General features: G+C 62.6%; 19 protein-coding genes. 8 read left to right on the forward strand and 11 right to left on the reverse strand.

From position 1 onward, the window contains the following. Positions 1–13: 13 nt before the first annotated feature. On the reverse strand, positions 14–1,702 hold the full coding sequence (locus AC1RDJ_RS00280) for a M14 family zinc carboxypeptidase (protein WP_493026191.1): 1,689 nt from the start codon (positions 1,700–1,702) through the stop codon (positions 14–16). 154 nt (positions 1,703–1,856) lie between these two features. Here AC1RDJ_RS00280 and AC1RDJ_RS00285 point away from each other — a divergent pair, with 154 nt between their 5' ends. After that, on the forward strand, positions 1,857–2,432 hold the full coding sequence (locus AC1RDJ_RS00285) for a hypothetical protein (RefSeq protein WP_493026192.1): 576 nt from the start codon (positions 1,857–1,859) through the stop codon (positions 2,430–2,432). Positions 2,433–2,513: 81 nt separating this feature from the next. Here the strand turns inward: AC1RDJ_RS00285 and AC1RDJ_RS00290 are convergent, their stop codons facing one another. The 6 genes from AC1RDJ_RS00290 to purB all read right to left on the reverse strand — a co-directional run bounded on the left by AC1RDJ_RS00290 (position 2,514) and on the right by purB (position 8,815). Beyond that, complete coding sequence (locus AC1RDJ_RS00290; RefSeq protein WP_493026193.1) at positions 2,514–4,667, reverse strand: S46 family peptidase; 2,154 nt, start codon at positions 4,665–4,667, stop codon at positions 2,514–2,516. A 306-nt stretch (positions 4,668–4,973) separates the two neighbouring features. Then, a complete protein-coding gene (locus tag AC1RDJ_RS00295; protein ID WP_071321703.1) occupies positions 4,974–5,243 on the reverse strand; it encodes a GlsB/YeaQ/YmgE family stress response membrane protein in 270 nt (89 codons plus the stop codon). Positions 5,244–5,418: 175 nt separating this feature from the next. Then, positions 5,419–5,994 (reverse strand): YceI family protein, encoded by a 576-nt coding sequence (locus AC1RDJ_RS00300; protein ID WP_071321704.1) that lies wholly within the window; start codon positions 5,992–5,994, stop codon positions 5,419–5,421. A 135-nt stretch (positions 5,995–6,129) separates the two neighbouring features. Next, positions 6,130–6,684, reverse strand: a complete 555-nt coding sequence (locus tag AC1RDJ_RS00305; protein ID WP_071321705.1) for a YceI family protein — start codon at positions 6,682–6,684, stop codon at positions 6,130–6,132. Positions 6,685–6,726: 42 nt separating this feature from the next. Then, positions 6,727–7,251, reverse strand: a complete 525-nt coding sequence (locus AC1RDJ_RS00310; protein WP_493026194.1) for a cytochrome b — start codon at positions 7,249–7,251, stop codon at positions 6,727–6,729. 184 nt (positions 7,252–7,435) lie between these two features. After that, a complete protein-coding gene (purB, locus tag AC1RDJ_RS00315) occupies positions 7,436–8,815 on the reverse strand; it encodes an adenylosuccinate lyase (RefSeq protein ID WP_071321706.1) in 1,380 nt (459 codons plus the stop codon). Positions 8,816–9,093: 278 nt separating this feature from the next. On the opposite strand from purB, the gene AC1RDJ_RS00320 reads away from it, so the two are divergent. Then, positions 9,094–9,708 (forward strand): glutathione S-transferase N-terminal domain-containing protein, encoded by a 615-nt coding sequence (locus tag AC1RDJ_RS00320; protein WP_071326164.1) that lies wholly within the window; start codon positions 9,094–9,096, stop codon positions 9,706–9,708. Between the two features lie 180 nt (positions 9,709–9,888). Here AC1RDJ_RS00320 and bfr read toward each other — a convergent pair whose 3' ends face one another. After that, the gene (bfr, locus tag AC1RDJ_RS00325) at positions 9,889–10,365 is read right to left on the reverse strand and encodes a bacterioferritin (RefSeq protein ID WP_071321707.1); all 477 of its coding nucleotides are present in this window, start codon (positions 10,363–10,365) and stop codon (positions 9,889–9,891) included. Between the two features lie 421 nt (positions 10,366–10,786). Here bfr and AC1RDJ_RS00330 point away from each other — a divergent pair, with 421 nt between their 5' ends. Then, complete coding sequence (locus AC1RDJ_RS00330; protein ID WP_071321708.1) at positions 10,787–11,467, forward strand: Fe2+-dependent dioxygenase; 681 nt, start codon at positions 10,787–10,789, stop codon at positions 11,465–11,467. A 202-nt stretch (positions 11,468–11,669) separates the two neighbouring features. Here AC1RDJ_RS00330 and AC1RDJ_RS00335 read toward each other — a convergent pair whose 3' ends face one another. Together AC1RDJ_RS00335 and AC1RDJ_RS00340 are read right to left on the reverse strand one after the other, a co-directional pair. After that, positions 11,670–12,371, reverse strand: a complete 702-nt coding sequence (locus AC1RDJ_RS00335; protein WP_071321709.1) for an energy transducer TonB — start codon at positions 12,369–12,371, stop codon at positions 11,670–11,672. Between the two features lie 16 nt (positions 12,372–12,387). Beyond that, positions 12,388–12,603, reverse strand: a complete 216-nt coding sequence (locus tag AC1RDJ_RS00340) for a (2Fe-2S)-binding protein (protein ID WP_071075208.1) — start codon at positions 12,601–12,603, stop codon at positions 12,388–12,390. A 412-nt stretch (positions 12,604–13,015) separates the two neighbouring features. Between AC1RDJ_RS00340 and AC1RDJ_RS00345 the strand changes: the two genes are divergently transcribed. The 4 genes from AC1RDJ_RS00345 to AC1RDJ_RS00360 all read left to right on the forward strand — a co-directional run bounded on the left by AC1RDJ_RS00345 (position 13,016) and on the right by AC1RDJ_RS00360 (position 15,721). Beyond that, positions 13,016–13,300, forward strand: a complete 285-nt coding sequence (locus tag AC1RDJ_RS00345) for a FeoA family protein (RefSeq protein ID WP_071321711.1) — start codon at positions 13,016–13,018, stop codon at positions 13,298–13,300. Between the two features lie 2 nt (positions 13,301–13,302). Beyond that, positions 13,303–15,204 carry a ferrous iron transporter B gene (gene feoB, locus AC1RDJ_RS00350; RefSeq protein ID WP_493026195.1) on the forward strand — a complete coding sequence of 634 codons (1,902 nt, stop codon included), beginning with the start codon at positions 13,303–13,305 and terminating at the stop codon, positions 15,202–15,204. A 9-nt stretch (positions 15,205–15,213) separates the two neighbouring features. Continuing rightward, the gene (locus AC1RDJ_RS00355) at positions 15,214–15,495 is read left to right on the forward strand and encodes a DUF6587 family protein (protein WP_493026196.1); all 282 of its coding nucleotides are present in this window, start codon (positions 15,214–15,216) and stop codon (positions 15,493–15,495) included. Positions 15,496–15,559: 64 nt separating this feature from the next. After that, positions 15,560–15,721, forward strand: a complete 162-nt coding sequence (locus AC1RDJ_RS00360; protein ID WP_161784184.1) for a hypothetical protein — start codon at positions 15,560–15,562, stop codon at positions 15,719–15,721. Between the two features lie 35 nt (positions 15,722–15,756). On the opposite strand, the gene AC1RDJ_RS00365 is transcribed toward AC1RDJ_RS00360, so the two are convergent. Beyond that, entirely contained in the window at positions 15,757–16,677 is a 921-nt protein-coding gene (locus AC1RDJ_RS00365; protein ID WP_493026197.1) for an AraC family transcriptional regulator, read from the reverse strand. A gap of 128 nt (positions 16,678–16,805) precedes the next feature. On the opposite strand from AC1RDJ_RS00365, the gene AC1RDJ_RS00370 reads away from it, so the two are divergent. After that, positions 16,806–17,795, forward strand: coding sequence for an oxidoreductase (locus tag AC1RDJ_RS00370; RefSeq protein WP_493026198.1), 990 nt, complete (start codon positions 16,806–16,808; stop codon positions 17,793–17,795). The last annotated feature ends 10 nt before the right edge of the window (positions 17,796–17,805 follow it).

Genomic DNA, 17,805 nt, shown 5'->3' on the forward strand with positions numbered 1-17,805 from the left:
CTACAGCCCGGATTTACATCAGGGCGATCACTGGATAGCGTCGCCATTCCGGCTCGGCGAAGCGCTGGCAGTTGGCGAAGATGAAATCGAGCACGGCTTCCTGATCGCTCAGCAAGGCCGGGTTGGCTGCTTTCCAGTCGGCAAACTTGGCGGCCAGCACCGGCTCGTCGCGCAGCAGCTCGGATGCCATGTCTTCGAACACATAATTGGAAAACGCTTCTTTTTTCTCCAGCACGCTGTTGAAGAAACCCCAGCGGAAGAAGCTGTCGTGCGCCTGCGGCTCCAGGGTTTCCACGGCGTAGCGGGCATTGTCCTGGTCCAGGGTCACCACGTAGTCGCCCGCTTGCAGCGTGAACTGACCCGTGCGCGCTTCGACTTCGACCGTGTCGTGGAACATATGCCCCTCATAGGCCGTGGCGCGCGTGCCGACGGAGGCGATGTGGTAATAGCGCGCCGTTACCGTCTGTTCGGTGGTGATGCGTGACATTTCGACGCCATTCCAGCGCAGGCGTTCGATGACTTCGCGCCAGGCTTGCGGCACCACATAGGCTTTCAGCGCGGCGATGGTCACATCCGCATCGAAACGGTTGTAATAGGCGATATCGCGTTCCCACGGCTGCGAGCGGTCATACGACAGGCGCTGGTAGTCGCCCAGCACGCTCGCCGTGTACTTGGCCGCGTAGCCCTTGAAGGGGAAGGTCGACGGCTGCTCTTCGTTCATCTTCCAGCTGACGGGCCAGGCGGCCTGCGTGCGGCCGGCCGCCTTGGCCTGGGCGCGCAGTTGTTTGATCTGTTCGCCGTGTTTGACCGTAAATGCCATGGTGATGTCGAGCAGGGCGCGCATGGAGGCGTAGCGGTCGGCAAAGGGCTTGAGCATATGCGTTTCCGGCATGAAACCGATGACATGATGCAGGGCCGCAAAACCCGTCGAAAAACGCGGTACTTCGAGGAATTCGGCGATGCCGTGGTCCGGGCTGTCCTTGACGGGATTCACGTAAGGACAGGTGGGCCAGCCGGCGCCTTCCATCTGCGCAAAGATGTGCGGCAGCATGGTGTCTTGCAGGAAGGGGCCCAGGCCATTGCCCAGCTTATCCGTCTGCGTGTGGATCAGGGTCATCGTGTACGGATAGTCGGCGCCGTTCGACGTGTGCGTGTCGACCATCACGTCCGGGTCCCAGCTTGTCAGCAGGCGGTTGAACACTTGCGCGTTCAGGCTGTCGCACTTGATGAAATCGCGGTTCAAGTCCAGGTGGCGGCTATTGCCGCGGAAACCGAATTGCTCCGGGCCATCCTGGTTCACGCGCGAGGTGTTGGCACGGTTCAGGCTGCCATCGACGTTGTAGATCGGAATGAACAGCAAGACCGTCCTGCCCAGCGCCGCCAGGCGTTCCGGTTGCGTGCACAGGTCGCGCACGATGGCCATGCAGGCGTCGATGCCTTCCGGTTCGCCCGGGTGGATGCCGTTGTTGTTGAAAAAGACGGTGCGGCCTTCGCGCTTGATTTGCTCGCGGTCAAAGACGCCATCGGCGCTGACGACGCCAGCGTGGATGGGCACGCCCGAATCGGACAAGCCGATCTGTTCGAAGCGCAGCACGTGCGGATAGCGTGCGGCGAGATCTTTGTAGAAAGTGATGCATTCCAGCCAGGTCGTGGTCTGGTTGTGGTTACCGAGTTCGTAGGTCGTGCGCAAGTCTGATGGCATAGCGGTCTGAGTCTGGGAGGGGCAGGAAAAGCGCGCTGGGTAAGCACGCCGCCGGGTTGTCAATTGTAGCACCGGCGCTCCGGCCTTGATGCGCCGCAGCGGCCCTGGGCCCAACTTGTGTTATGAATAGCGCATACACGCAAGCGGAGGCGGCATGTGCAAGAGGCTGGCAGCGGCGATGGTGTTGTGCATCAGCCTGGCTACGCAGGCGGCGCCGCTGCGTTTGCCGGCCGCATCCGTGCCGGTGCCCGACGGCGGTTCCGTCACGGCGCTGGGGCAGGGCGCGCTGATACGTTACCGTGGCTGGCTGCTGGCCGTCGATGACGCCGCAGCCGATGCGCGGGCCGACGTGCGCCTGGCGTCGGCCAGCGGACAGCGGGCGCCGCGCGCGCAGGCCGGGCGTGTGGCGCGCGACTTGCCCGTGTGGACGGCGTTCGAGCTCGTCAAGGGGGCTACGCGCTTGCGCATCACGGCGCTGCCGGGGCCAGGGTCGGATGAGGCGCCGGCCCTGCTGCTCGACTTCGGCGACGGCGATTACCGCATCGTCATTCCCGCCCATGCGCTCGCCCCGCCAGAGCATGCGCAACTGGCGCAGCGCTTTCCCGGCGCCGACCTGGCCTTGCTGCTGCAGGAGGGCCGGCGCGTGATGTTGCCATTGGGAAGTAGTCGCGTGCAGGTGTTTGGCGCGGAGCAAGCCGTGCCCTACCGGTTTTCCAAGGTAAAACGCTAGGCGAAAAAAAGCCACTCCCGGGGGAGTGGCTCAGGTGAAACGCGCCCGTTGCCGGGCTTGTTAGTTTTTGTTGTCAGGCAATTACTCGGCGCCCATTTCTTTCAGCAGGTTGTCTGCGTGGTCGATGTGTTTCATGTTCCACAGCATGTAGCGCAGGTCGACCTGGATCGAACGGGTGTTGGCCTTGTTGTAGTCCCAATCGGAGATGATCGAGTCCAGCGTGCCGTCGAATGCCAGGCCGATGAATTCGCCTTTCGAGTTCAGGGCTGCCGAACCGGAGTTGCCGCCGGTGATGTCCAGGGTCGCCAGGTAGTCGACCGGCACGGTTTTCAGCTTCGGATCGACGAATTTACCGAAGTCCTTGGCTTTGATCGCGGCCAGTTGTTTCGCTGGTGCATTGAACTCGCCTTCGCCCGTGGCTTTGGCGACGACGCCATTGACGGTGGTGAATGCGGTCCAGGTGGTGCCATCGGCGCCATGGTCGCGGCCAGCCACTTTGCCGAAGGTCACGCGCAGGGTGCTGTTGGCGTCAGGATAGACGGCTTGGCCCTTGCTCTTCATGAAGGCGATCTTGGCTTTCATGTAGTTGGCGTACGCCTGCTGGATCTTGCCTGCCAGTTCTTCTTCTTCCGCTTCATTTTTCAGCGAATCCGGATACATGGCGACGGCGGCCTGGATGAAGCTGTCCTTGCTGGCCTGGAATTCAGCCGGCGTGCGTTTCAGCCATGCTGCGCGCTCTTCCTTGTCGGCCAGCTTGCTGCCGGCATACAGTTTGTCCAGGGCGGCGGCCAGGTCGGCTTGCGACATGCCATCCTTGATGCCGATGGCGGCGTCGAAGCTGGCGCGGCGCTGTGCTGCCGGTTGCGCGGCGTACTTGGTCAGGCTGTTCAGTACCAGCGCCTTGTCGACTTTTTCATCGTAGGTGCGCTCGACCGACGTGATGCCCGACGACAGGCGCGGCAAGTCGCGCGTCTGGTAGCCGGACTTGCGTTCCGTATCGGCCTTGGTGCTTTCGTTCGACAGGCGGTACAGGCTGCGTGCCGTGTTCAGCAGGCGTGGCTGTGCGTAACCGAGGAAGAAATCGCGCTTGGTATCGGCATCGCGCTCGGCGATCAGCTTTTCCACTTGCTCGATGTCACCGGCAAATTCCGCCTTGCGGGCAGGATTGGCGTTGACCCAGGTTTTCAGGGCTTCGTGTTCCGTCGTCTTGCGCGCCAGGAAGTCGCTGCCGGCGTACGAGTCCAGCATGCCTTGGCGGTTCTTGTAGTAATTGTTCACGCCAGCGACCTGACCCGCGTATTTCAGGGCCACATCCTTGTTGTCCTTGGTTTCGCGCGCGATGATGGCCAGGGTTTCGCCCGACGCTTTCACGAAGGCCGGGTAATTCCAGTCAAACGTGAACGCCACTTCCGATGGCAGGCGGTGACGGTTGGTGCGGCCAGGGTAGCCCAGCGCCATCACGAAATCGCCTTCTTTCAAGCCATCCTTGGCCAGTTTCAGCACGTGTTTTGGCTGGTACGGCACGTTGTCCTTGCTGAAGTCGGCAGCTTTGCCGTCCTTGCTGACGTAGGCGCGGTAGAAACCGTAGTCGCCCGTGTGGCGCGGCCACATCCAGTTGTCGGTGTCGCCGCCGAACTTGCCCACGCCGGCTGGCGGCGCGTGCACCAGGCGCACGTCGCGGATTTCCAGTTGCTTGATCAGGTAGAACTCCAGGCCGCCGTAGTAGCTCGACACGGTGCAGCGGAAGCCCGCTTCTTTTTCGCATTCGGCCACCAGTTTTTTCTGGTTTTTCTCGATGGCGTCGATGCGTGCCTTGCCTTGCAGCTTGGCCACGTCCGCCGTGATGATCTTGTCGCTGACGTTGGTCACGGCCGAGGTGACGAAGATGCGGCTGCCTGGGGCGGCCGGCAATTCTTCAGCGAAGGTCTTGGCCAGGAAACCGTTGGCCAGCAAATCGCGCTCTTTGGTCGAATTGACCGCCACGCTGTTGTAGACGCAATGGTGGTTGGTGGCAACCAGGCCTTGCGGCGAAACAAACGAGGCCGAGCAACCGCCCAGGCTGACGATGGCGCCCATCGGGAATTCGGTCAGCTTGGTCAGGGTGGTCGGATCGAGTTTCAATCCGGCCGCTTTCAATTCCTTGGCTACTTGTGGCAGCTGTTGGGGCATCCACATGCCTTCATCGGCGTGTGCGAAGTTGCTCAGGATGGCGAGCGCGATTAGAGATTTTTTCATTCGAGTTCTTGTCTTTTACATGGTGGGAAGTCGGAATCAGCGTGCGTACCCAGTGTTTTTCTCAGCGGGCGATATAGAGTATCCGTATCGAACTCGCACTAGTCAATCACATTTTCCGCAAGGCATGGTCGACATATATGGCAGAGTTACCACAGTTTCCAGTGCGCCATGGGTGAAAACGGGCCGCCAGCGCGCATTTTCTCGTGCCGCGACTGTGGTATTGTCCATACAATTGTCCTGGCAGCAATAAAAATGGCCGGGCGCTTGCGCGGCCCGGCCATCCCGAGAAGAACGGCGAGTCAGGACTCAGCGGATTTTTCCACGACGTAAAAGATTGACGATGCCCAGCAGGATCACGGCGCCCAGGAACGAGACGAGCAGCGCAGACAGGCTGAAATTGTCGCTATTGATGGTACCCGTGCCAAACAGCGGCGCCAGCAGCCAGCCGCCGAGGAAGGCGCCGACGATGCCGACCACGATATTGAGGAAGATGCCCTGTTGCGCATCGGTTTTCATGACCATGCTGGCCAGCCAGCCGATGACGCCGCCAATAACGATCCAGATAATGAAATTCATGTAATCCTCCGCGCGATGGATGAGTGGTTTGCCATATCAGAAAAACATCATGACAGCTGATACTGATGCCGCACGATAGAAAAGTCCAGCGGATTCGCGCTGCGCATGCAAAAGCCCGCCTGGCTGCGGGCAGCGAGGCGGGCTTGTCATGCGGCAAGGCGAGTGGAGCGGACCGTTAGTCGGCCTTGATGGCTTCCACCTGAATCGCCAGTTTGACTTCCGGCGAGAACGCCGGCATGCCGTAGTTCAGGCCAAAGTCGCTGCGCTTGAATTCCGCGCTGGCATCGGCGCCGCACACTTCACGCTTGTAGCGCGGGTGCATGATGCACTTGAACTTGCTCACGTTCAGCTTGACGGGCTTGGTCACGCCCAGCAGGGTCAGCTCGCCGTCGACTTCCACCAGCTGTTCGCCATTGAACTTGAACGATTTGCTCTTGTAGCTGATTTCCGGGAATTTTTCGACGTTGAACATGTCCGCTTTTTTCGCGTGCGTGTTCATGGCGTCGAGGCCGAAGTCGATCGAATCGGCGTCGATCACCAGGTCCAGGCTGCCCGTCTTGGCGGCGCGGTCCAGGGTGACGCTACCCTTGGTCTTGTTGAACTTGCCACGCCAGACGGACATGCCCATGTGATCGGCTTCAAAGCTGGGGAAGGTATGCGTCGGGTCGAGGTTGTAGGTGTCGGTGGCGGCCATGGCCGAACCGGCGCCGGCGGCTGCCAGCACGGCGATCATCAAGTGCGAAAATTTCATGCAGATCCTATAGTTGAACAGGTGGTAGGGGTGTGCTTGGTAAGGCCTGAAAAACGTTCAGGACCAGGCGCCTTGCCGCAGGCCGCATGAACGGACGGCCAGGCAAGAGCAACGCCATGGACGTTTTCCCGGGCCTTACTGTGCCGCGACGTGGAATTTGATGGTGACCTCGTCGGCAACCATGCTCGTGTCTTTCCACTCGCCTTCGCCGATGTTGTAGGTCAGGCGCTTGATCGGCAGGGCGCCGTCGAACGTGTACTTGCCGCCGTCGGCTTTCACCGTCAGGGGGAAGGTCACGTCGGTGGCCTTGCCCTTGATGTTCAGCTTGCCGGTAACCGTCAGCTTGCCCGCGCCGGCCGCCTTGATGCTGCTCGAGACAAACGTGGCTTTCGGGAACTGGGCCGAGTTGAACCATTCTTTCTTGGCCACTTCCTTGTTGTATTCCGGATCGCCGATATCGATGCTGGCCGTGTCGATTTCCACCGACGCTTTCGAGGCGTCCGGCGTCGCCGGGTTGTAATCGATGGCGATATTGAATTTCTTGAATTTCGCTTCCACTGGCACATTCATTTGCTTGAAGACGGCCGATACGCTGGTCTTGGCGGGATCGACTTTCAGCAGGGTGGCGGCGGTGGCGGCCACGGACAGGCCCAGCAGTGAAGCGAGGACGATGCGTTGGGTGTTTTTCATCTTATTTTTCCTGGAGTTTCAGTGAGCAAGGGGAAGTGGACGTCAAGGCAGCATGCGTTTAAGCACGCCGTCGCGGTCGATGAACTGGTGCTTGAGCGCCGCCAGCACATGGGCGGCCACGGCGGCGGCCATGGTCATGTTCAGAACATAATGAATCTCTTTTAAAAGCGGCTTAAGTTCGAGGTTCGGCGCCATGATGACGGGCAGCTGGAACAGGCCCAGGTAGACTACCGGCACGCCGGCGGCCAAGGTGTACAGGTAGCCGGAAACGGGCACGGCGAAGATCAGGATGTACAGCAGCACGTGCATGGCGTCGGCCGCCTTCTTTTGCCAGGCGACCATGCTGGCCGGGTGCGGCGGCGGCACATTGGCCTTGCGCCACAGCAAGCGAATGGCGGCGATGGCCAGCACGGTCACGCCCAGCCACTTATGCCACGAGAAATATTTGAGCTTGGTGGGCGTCAGGCCGGGAATGTCGACCATGACCAGGCCCATGACAAAGGCGCTGATGATCAGCAGGGCGGTCAGCCAGTGCAGGATGATGGCGGTGGTGGTGTAGCGTTGCATCGACGGCTTTCTTGAAAGTAGTACGTGTTAGGACTAATTCGGCCTAATATACCAAAGAAAAGCAAATTGCGCTGCGTGCTGGAGATTCTACAAGAAAGACTGCCGGAAAAACCGCGGGGCGGCCAGCATTTTGTGCTGGCCGCCCCGCAGGAGGGGATCTGCCTGATCCCGATGTGGAAACTGCTTAGATGGCCTTGGCCAGCTGCGCGGCGATACCGATGTAGTTCGCCGGCGTCATGGTCAGCAGCACGTCCTTGGCATCTTGCGGGATGGCCAGGCCGTTGACGAAGGTTTGCAGCGCTTCTTTCGAGATGCCTTTGCCGCGCGTCAATTCTTTCAATTGCTCGTACGGATTTTCGATGCCGTAGCGGCGCATCACGGTTTGTACGGGCTCGGCCAGCACTTCCCACGTCGCGTCCAGGTCTTGTGCCAGGCGCGCATGGTTCACTTCCAGCTTGTTCAGGCCGCGCAGGCAGCTGTCATACGCGAGCAAGGTGTAACCGAGGCCCACGCCGATGTTGCGCAGCACGGTCGAATCGGTCAGGTCGCGCTGCATGCGCGAGACGGGCAATTTTTCCGACAGGTGCTTCAGGACGGCGTTGGCCAGGCCCAGGTTGCCTTCCGAGTTTTCGAAGTCGATCGGGTTGACCTTGTGCGGCATGGTCGACGAGCCGATTTCGCCCGCTTTCAGTTTCTGCTTGAAGTAGCCCAGCGAGACGTACGTCCAGATGTCGCGGTTCAAGTCGAGCAGGATGGTGTTGGCGCGCGCGAAGGCGTCGAACAGTTCGGCCATGTAGTCGTGCGGCTCGATCTGGATGGTGTACGGGTTGAATACCAGGCCCAGGCGCTGTTCGATGACGGCTTGCGAGAACGCCGGCCAGTCGAAGTTCGGATAGGCCGACAGGTGGGCGTTGTAGTTGCCGACGGCGCCATTCATCTTGCCGAGGATTTCCACTTGCGCGATGCGCTTGACGGCGCGCTGCAGACGGGCCACGACGTTGGCGAATTCCTTGCCCAGGGTGGTCGGGCTGGCCGTCTGGCCGTGCGTGCGCGACAGCATCGGCACGTCGGCATTGTCGTGCGCGATCTGCGTCAGCTTGGCTACCAGGCCGTTCAGTGCCGGCAGCATCACGCCGTCGCGGGCCGCTTTCAGCATCATGCCGTGCGAGGTGTTGTTGATGTCTTCCGAGGTGCAGGCGAAATGGATGAATTCCGACGCCGCCACCAGTTCCGGCACGTCCGCGACCTGTTCCTTCAGCCAGTATTCGACGGCCTTGACGTCATGGTTGGTGACCGCTTCGATGGCCTTGATGCGGGCTGCGTCGGCTTCCGAGAACTCGGTGGCCATCTTCTCGAGCAGGGCGTTGGCCGCTGGCGAGAACGGTTGGATCTCGGCGAAACCGGCTTGCGACAGCGCTTGCAGCCAGGAGATTTCCACTTTCACGCGGTGGTGCATGAAACCGGCTTCGGACAGGATCGGGCGCAGCAGATCGGTCTTGCTGGCGTAGCGGCCGTCGAGCGGAGACAGGGCCGACAGCGTGGAATACGGAGTAGTAGAAGTCATGAGAGCGGACGCAAGTTAAAAGAAACGGTTGGCGTGTGGCGCGCGGGGAGGGCAGGGCTATTTCAATACAGCAACACTGACGGCGCCACAGTAAAGGGCGATTTTACCACCGCTGGCGCGTTGCCAGCCGTCCGTCGGCCGCTGGCGGCCCCCATTTCCGCAGAATCGGGCGCCGATGCGGCGTGCCTGCCACACCGTGGAGCGCGCGGGGCGCGCGCTGCCAAATGCCGCTGCCGCCGATGCTATACTGGCTGCTGCTCCTTTACCATAAAGTGTCTATGAAACTCATCGGTTCCCTCGCCAGCCCGTATGTCCGCAAAGCCCGTATCGTGCTGGCGGAAAAAAAGCTCGACTATGTCTTCGAGCTGGAGAACGTCTGGGTGCCGGAAACGCGCATCGCCCAGGCCAATCCGCTGGGCAAGGTGCCTTGCCTGGTGATGGAAGACGGCAGCGCGCTGATCGATTCGCGCGTCATCGTCGAATACCTCGATACGCTCACGCCCGTGTGCAAGCTGCTGCCTGCCGGCGGCAATGGCCGCGAGCGGGCCGACATCAAGAATTGGGAAGCGCTGGCTGACGGCATCCTCGACGCGGGCGTGCTGGTGCGCCTGGAGCGCACGCAGCGCCCGCCCGAACAGCAAAGCGCGGCCTGGATCGAACGCCAGCTTGCCAAGATCACCCTGGGCCTGGCGGCGCTGGAGGCGCGCCTGGGCGAGAGCGCCTATTGCGCCGGCCGCAACTACACGCTGGCCGACGTGGCCGTGGGCTGCGCGCTGGGCTGGCTCAGCTTCCGTTTCCCGGAAATCGACTGGCGTACGGATCACCCCGCGCTGGCGCGCCTGTTCGACAAATTGTCCGAGCGGCAATCGTTCAAGGACACCGTGCCGCAGTAAAGGCTCGGACGTAAAAAAACCGGCAATTGCCGGTTTTTTTATTTCACCACAGAGATTGCGACGCCTGGCAAAACCGTAGCGAGCGGAAGGAAGAGGTGGCCGAGAAGCGCAACCGTACTTTCGTACGGTGAGCATCGCAGGCCGCCTATGCCGACGCGCAGTAGGTTTTGCCAGGTGTTATCACTCTTCGGTGGCCATCTGGCTCTGCAGGTAGTTCTGGATGCCGACCTTGGCGATCAGGTCGATCTGCGTTTCCAGCCAGTCGATATGCTCTTCCGTGTCTTCCAGGATCATCAGGAACAGGTCGCGCGAGACGTAGTCGCCGGCTTTTTCGCAGGTGGCGATGCCTTCCTTGACGGTGGCGTGCGCGGCGCGCTCCAGTTTCAAGTCGCATTCCAGCATTTCCGGCGTGTTCTCGCCGATCAGCAGCTTGTGCAGCGCTTGCAGGTTAGGCAGGCCGTCGAGCATCAGGATGCGGTCGATCAGCTTGTCGGCGTGTTTCATTTCGCCGATCGATTCTTCGTATTCCTTCTTGCCCAGCTTTTCCAGGCCCCAGTGCTTGTACATGCGCGCATGCAGGAAGTACTGGTTGATGGCGGACAGTTCGTTGGTGAGCTGTGCGTTGAGCAAGCGGATGACTTCTTTATCGCCCTTCATGGGATTTCCTTTGTTCTGTGTTGCGTTCGATGATGAAACCGGAGGCTGCTGGCGGCCACTGCCGGGTGGCGCAGGGCTGCCTGGTGGCGCGCATGTTGCCGGTCTCGCTATGCCCGCATGATAGCGCAAAATGTCAGCGATTTCTGCTGCAAAACGGCGTTTTTCCGTCTTTTTAACGTAAATATCGTGCGAATAAAACCCATTCTCAAGTGGATTGCCACACTTTTCCGTTTTTTATTTGCTAAGGCAAATGAAGGCCATTCTCATTCGCGTTCATGCTGTCTTTTTTGCATGTTCGGCGATCCGCTGCGCCCACGTGACAAGATGGGAAAATGTTTGCGCGCTTCTTGCCTTTCGCTGTTCTGGGGCCGCGCTGGCGGTGCGATAATCAGGCAGCGATTTTTTCGAAAGGGATAGCACGATGATGTTGCATATACCCGGCGTGCTGACGCCGGAACAGGTGACGCAGTTTCGCCAGCGCCTGGCGCAGACGGACTGGGTCGACGGGCGCGCCAGCGTCGGCGCGCAAGGGGCGCAGGTCAAGCGCAACCGCCAGCTGGCCGAAGGCTCGCCGCTGGCGCTGGAACTGGGCGAGATCGTCAGCCGCGCCCTGATGGCCAACCCGCTGTTCTTTGCGGCCGTGCTGCCGCTGCGCATCCTGCCGCCGTTTTTCAACAGCTATGCGGGCGGCGAACACTATGGCCTGCATATCGACGGCGCCATCCGCACGCCGAAAAACGGCATGCAGTCGATGCGCGCCGACGTCTCGTCGACCGTGTTCCTGAGCGAGCCGGACGAATACGAAGGCGGCGAGCTGGTGGTGGTCGATGCCTATGGCACGCATGAAGTGAAACTGCCGGCCGGCGACGTGATCGTGTATCCGTCGAGCAGCGTGCATCAAGTGCTGCCCGTCACCAGCGGCGAGCGCATCTGTTCGTTCCTGTGGACGCAAAGCATGGTGCGCGAGGACTGGAAGCGCAGCATGCTGTTCGAGCTCGACCAGAATATCCAGAGCGTGCGGGGAGAACACGGCGATTCGCCGGCGACGGTGGGGCTGACGGGCCACTATCACAACCTGCTGCGGATGTGGGCGGAAATGTAGCGCGAGCGCGCATGGCGGCGTTGCCTGGGCGCGCCGTCCTTGCATGGGCAAAAAAAAGTCTGCCTGGCCCGGGGATGTAGGCTGGCAGACTGAAACAAGCAAATCGCTTGACTAAAAACGGTATAAAAAGCAGGGCGCAAAAAAGCAAGCAGGCACTCGGTGCGATGCTTGCGGGCTGGCAGCGGCGCGGGGCCGCCGTGGGCTAGCTCAGCTGGAAGGTCAGCGGTACGAGGACGTACACGGGTACGGCTTTGCCGTTTTCGATCATCGGCTTGAACAGCGCGCGCTGCGCGGCCTGGCGGCCCGCTTCATCGAGGTTGCTGTAGCCGGTCGATTTGTGGATCAGGATTTGCTCGGGCAAGCCCTTTTCATTGATCAGGATGCGCAGCACGACGGTGCCGCTTTCGCCCAGGCGGCGCGACAGGTTCGGGTAGATCAGTTGCGGCGCCTTGATGTATTCCACGCTGCTGACGGTACGCGGCGCGGAAGGGGCCGGTGGCGAAGGCGCCGGTGTCGATGGCGCCGTCGGCGCGGCGGTGGCCACGGGCGCCGCTTCGGCGCGCGTTGGCTGCGGCGGCGTGATCGTCGGTTCGGTGGGCGCCACGGCAACCAGCGGCAGCGGCGGGATGATGGCGCGCGGCACGGGGGCGCTCAGTTCCACGGTCTTCGGTACGGAGGGTGCCGGCGGCTTCGGCGGCGCCGGCGGGGCGATGATGCTGATGGTGGTGATGGTTGGCATGGCTGCCGTGACGACGCGGCTCAGCAGGCCGCTCTGGATCGCGTAGAAACCGGCGACATGCAGGACGACGATGGCCATCAGCGGCGCGAATTTGCTGCGTTTCTTGTCGAAATCGGCAAATTGTTCCACGGCCTGCACCGTTATGGGCGGGGGCATCATCGTCATGGCATTCATCACTTTCTTAGTTTGTCAGTACAGCTCGCATCAATACGGTTTCTTGCAGCACTACGGTGGCGCTCAGGTGATCGTTCAGCACTTCGCGGGCACAGGTATGGCATTTGCCGCAGCACGTGGCCACGCCGAGGTCGCGGCGCAGTTCGGCCATGCTGGACAGGCCAAGATCGACGGCTTGACGGATTTCACGATCAGATATGTTGTTGCAGACACATACAATCATTGATACACCTTCTGGCTGGATGATGAACAGACACTAGTGCTGTGAAGCATTATTGCTAGTGATTTAATGAGAATCATTATCATTACGTTTCATTGTCGCGCAAAGCGCAGGACAATGCAAGCGATTTTGATCAAGCGTGCGGCGTTTGGCGACTTGGCGCGGCGCCTTGATTGGCTGTCTGCGCGAATGACGCAGCCCTTGGCAGGGGCGGCTCTCCGGGCCAAATAAAAACAATTCGCATTCATGTTTATAATGCTGGTATTGTCTCGGACGGTCGCCGTCTGAACATACGGAAAGGCCGCTTGTCGGTAATGCGCAACAGCTTGCGCCTTGCCTTACAAACCTGAGCCAGTGCAGGGCGCTACGCGCGGCAGCTGGTATCAGGTGTTCTTAATCTGAACGGAATTTGCTCATGACTCTAGTTCCACCCTTGATGACGCTCGACGCGCTGGCCGTCGGCCAGAGCGGCACCGTGTTGAAGATCACGCCCCACGCGGCAGGACAGACGGAGGACGGCGTCGACCTTGCCCGTCGCTTGATGGAGCTGGGATTCGTTCCCGGCGAACGTATCCGCATGCTCAAGCGCGGCATTCCCGGTGGCGACCCGCTCGCCATCAAGGTCGGCAATGCCACGTTCGCCCTGCGCCGCTTCGAGGCGGCGCTGATTACGATTCAACCGCTGATTCAACCGGAATAATTATGGGTGCTGTAGAAACTATCGCCGATGCGGGCCTGCACAAGCCGCCGCATCAGCCACAAATCGCCTTGCTGGGCAATCCGAACTGCGGCAAGACCGCCTTGTTCAACCGCCTGACGGGCGCGCGCCAGAAAGTGGCGAACTACGCCGGCGTGACCATCGAGCGCAAGGAAGGCCATTTCACGTCGCCCGCCGGCAAACCCGTGCGCCTGCTCGATCTGCCGGGCGCCTACAGCCTGTCGGCCACCACGCCCGATGAAGCGATCACGCGCGACGTCGTGGGCGGCTTGCGCCAAGGCGATCCGCGTCCGGACGCCATCATCTGCGTCGTCGACGCCACCAATCTGCGCCTGAACCTGCGCCTGGTGCTGGAAGTCAAGCGCCTGGGCCTGCCGATGCTGCTGGCGCTGAACATGACGGACGTGGCGCGCAAGCGCGGCATGCTGATCGACACGGCCAGGCTGTCGGCCGAACTGGGCATGCCCGTGGTCGAGACGGTCGCCGTGCAGCACGATGGCGAAAAAGCCCTGCTCAATGCCATCGACGCCATGCTGCCGCTGCCCGTCGTGGAAGCCAAGCCGCTGGCCGCCATCGACGCCGTCAGCGTGGAAGAAACGCAGCGCGAAGTGCGCCGCATCCTGGCCGCCGTCAGCAATGACGCGAGCGACAAGGGCAACCTGACGGAAAAAATCGACGACGTGGTGCTGCACCCCGTCTTCGGCCCCATCATCCTGGCCGTGCTGATGTTCCTGATCTTCCAGGCCGTGTTTGCCTGGGCCGCGACGCCGATGGAGATGATCACGGATGGCGTGGGCCACCTGGGCGCCTTGCTGACGGCGAACATGCCCGACGGCCACCTGAAAAGCCTGCTGGTGGAAGGCATCATCGGCGGCGTCGGCAGCGTGCTGGTGTTCCTGCCGCAGATCCTGATCCTGTTTTTCTTCATCCTCAGCCTGGAAGACTGCGGCTACCTGCCGCGCGCCGCCTTCCTGCTGGACCGCATGATGGGCGGCGTGGGCCTGTCGGGCCGCGCCTTCATCCCGCTGCTGTCGAGCTTTGCCTGCGCCATCCCCGGCGTGATGGCGGCGCGCACCATCCAGAACCCGCGCGACCGCCTGGTGACCATCATGATCGCGCCGCTGATGACGTGCTCGGCGCGCCTGCCCGTGTATGCGCTGATCATCGCCGCCTTCATCCCCGAACGCCAGGTGTGGGGCTACCTGAGCCTGCAAGGCCTGGTGCTGTTCGCCCTGTATTTCGCCGGCATCATTTCGGCCATGGCCGTGGCCTGGGTCATGAAGCGCGGCATGGGCGTGCGCGGCAACCAGCCGCTGCTGCTGGAACTGCCGGCCTATCACTGGCCGCATTTGCGCAACCTGGCCGTCAGCCTGTGGGAGCGCGCGAAGATCTTCCTGACGCGCGTCGGTACCATCATCCTGAGCCTGATGATCATCCTGTGGTTCCTCAGCACCTTCCCCGGCGCGCCGGACAACGCGATCCACCCGCCGATCTACTACAGCCTGGCCGGCATCCTGGGCCGCGGCCTGGAAGTGATCTTCGCGCCGATCGGCTTCAACTGGCAGATCTGCATCGCGCTGGTGCCGGGCATGGCCGCGCGCGAAGTGGCCGTCGGCGCCCTGGGCACCGTGTACGCGCTGTCGCAAACGGGCGATGCGCTCGCCTCCACGCTGGAGCCGCTGATCGCCCACTCGTGGTCGATGGCCACCGCGCTGTCGCTGCTGGCCTGGTATGTCTTCGCGCCGCAGTGCCTGTCGACCCTCTCCGTGGTGAAACGCGAGACGGGCGGCTGGCGCTATCCGCTGCTGATGGCCGGCTACATGTTCGCGCTGGCGTATGCCGCCTCGTTCATCACTTACCGTCTCGCCCTGTTGCTGGGCGCCTAGGAGAAAGCCATGTGGCAAACCCTGATTGTCGCCCTGATCGTCGCCGCCGCGCTGCTGCATTTTTCGACCAAGTACCTGCCGGCCGGCGTGCGCCGTGCCATCGTGCGTGGCCTGGTGCGCTGCGGCCTCGATGAGGCGAAGATGTCGACCCTGTTCAAGGTGGCGCCGGGTTGCGGCAGCGGCTGCGGTTCCTGCGGCTCCTGCGACAGCCCGCCACCGCCGTCCGCCACGCCGCCGTCCGACGGCAGCAGCAAGCGCGTGATCCTGATGCAGGGGCAGCGCCAGGATTGATGTAGATCTGGCCACGGGCGCGCCCGTGGGCTACACTTGGCTTTCCGCATGGCAAGGAGTGGCAATGGCGATACTGTTGATCTTCATGTTTTTGTTTGCGGTCGCCACCTGGCTGCTGGCCAGCCGGCGCGGCCGCCACGGCGGCCTGTGGTTCGGCATTGGCCTGTTCCTCGGACCGTTTGCCTTGCTGGCGGTGGCGGCCTTGCCGCCCGTGCCGGCGCGCTGACCCTGTATTGCCACAACCCGCCAGCGCGGGTTTTTTTACGCCTGCGCGTCCGCGTGGCGCAGCCGGTACTGGCGCGGCGAGCACGCCATGACGCGCTTGAATGCATGGCTGAAGGCGCTGTCCGAATCGTAGCCCAGCGCCTGCGCGATCGACGTCACTGTCGCGGCACTGTCCTTCAGGCGCCGCGTGGCCAGGCGCATGCGCCAGCGCAGCAGGTAATCGAGCGGGGTCACGCCCACCCGGTTCCTGAAGTGCAGGGCAAAGGCGGAGCGCGACTGTCCCGCGACGGCGGCCAGCTGCAGCAAGGTCCAGCGCTGCGCCGGCTGCGCATGCATGGCCTCGATGGCGGCGCGCAGCCGGGGATCGGCCAGCGCGAACAGCCAGCCCACGGGATGCGACGCCTGCGCTTGAAGATACTGGCGCAGCATCTGCAGCAGCATCATGTGGCCCAGGTGGCGCGTCATCAGCGTCGCACCGGGCGCCGTCGCCTGCAGTTCCTGCGCCAGGCGCTGCAAGGCCCAGTGCAGCACGCTGGCCTGGTCCGTATCGCCGCGCACGTGCAACAGGGGCGGCAGGCAGTCGAGCAGGATGGCCGCCTCGTCGCCAAAGCTGAAACGTCCACCGATGAGGAAGAAATCGTGTTCCTGCCCGCCGTGGCGGGCCACGCCCTGCTGCGCGTGCCGGTACACTTCCAGCGCCGGCGTGGCCGGCAAGCCGGGCGTGCTGGCCAGCGTGAACGCGCGTCCGGGCGCCAGCAGGAAGCAGTCGCCCGTGCGCAGCTGCACGGGAGCGTCGATGCCCGCGACCATCAGCCAGCAAGTACCTTCGATCACGGCGTTGAACTTGATGCCGTCCGGCGGCGGAAAGTCGATGGCCCATGCGCCGCCCGCCTTCAGGCCGGCAAAATAGGAGCTGCGCGTGTCAAACAGCGACAGTACATCGGAAAGCAGATCCATGGCGGGTTCCAGTTCTGGACGATGGCGACAGTATCAAGGATTTTACGCCATTCACAGTCCAGAACGGCCCGCGCAAAATATGCATGTCGCCAGCCATCCCGCGCTGGCCCCCACATGCAGAGGCAGACATGACATACGGCGATCACAGGCAGACTCCCCTTCACACCGGCTTCGGCGCGGCCACCACCGCCACCGAGGCGCTGGCCGGGCGCACCCTGTCCGGCATGCAGGCCATCGTCACGGGCGGTGCTTCAGGGCTAGGCCTGGAAACGGTGCGCGTGCTGGCCGGCGCGGGCGCCCGCGTGGTGGTGCCGGCGCGCGACCCGCGCCAGGCGCAAGCTGCATTGGCCGGTCTGGCCGGCGTGGAAGTCGCCGCGCTCGACCTGCTCGATCCGCAAGCCATCGACTCTTTTGCCGCCGCCTTCCTCGCCACTGGCCGCGCCCTGCACCTGCTGGTCAACGGCGCCGGCATCATGGCCACGCCCTTGCTACGCGATGCGCGTGGCTACGAGGCGCAGTTCGCGACGAATCACCTGGGGCATTTCCAGTTGACGGCGCGCCTGTGGCCGGCCTTGCGGCAGGCGCAGGGCGCGCGCGTGGTGTGCGTGTCGTCGCTGGGCCACCGGCAGGCGGGCGTCGACCTGGACGACCCGCATTTCCTGCGCCAGCCGTACGACAAATGGCGCGCGTATGCGCAGTCGAAAAGCGCCAACGCCCTGTTTTCCGTGGAGCTGGACCGGCGCGGTGCGGCGCACGAGGTGCGCGCCTTTTCGCTGCACCCGGGCGCCATCCTGACGCCGCTGGTGCGCCACCTGGACCAGGATGATTTGCGCAGGGTGGGCGCGCTTGACGATGCGGGCCAGGTGAATCCGCCGCCGCAATCGGGTTTCAAGAACGTGGCGCAGGGCGCCGCCACGGCCGTCTGGTGTGCCACCAGCACGCAGCTGGACGGTCTTGGCGGCGTGTATTGCGAGGATTGCGATATTGCCGCCCTGGTGGCGGACGACAGCACGGGGGCGGGCGTGCGGCGCTGGGCGGCCGACCCTGCGCAGGCGCGCCAGCTGTGGGCGCTGAGCGAACAGATGACGGGCGTGCGTTTCGATCCCGGCGCTGCATGAAAAATGCCGG

This window comes from Janthinobacterium sp. GW822-FHT07H10, from assembly GCF_058798675.1.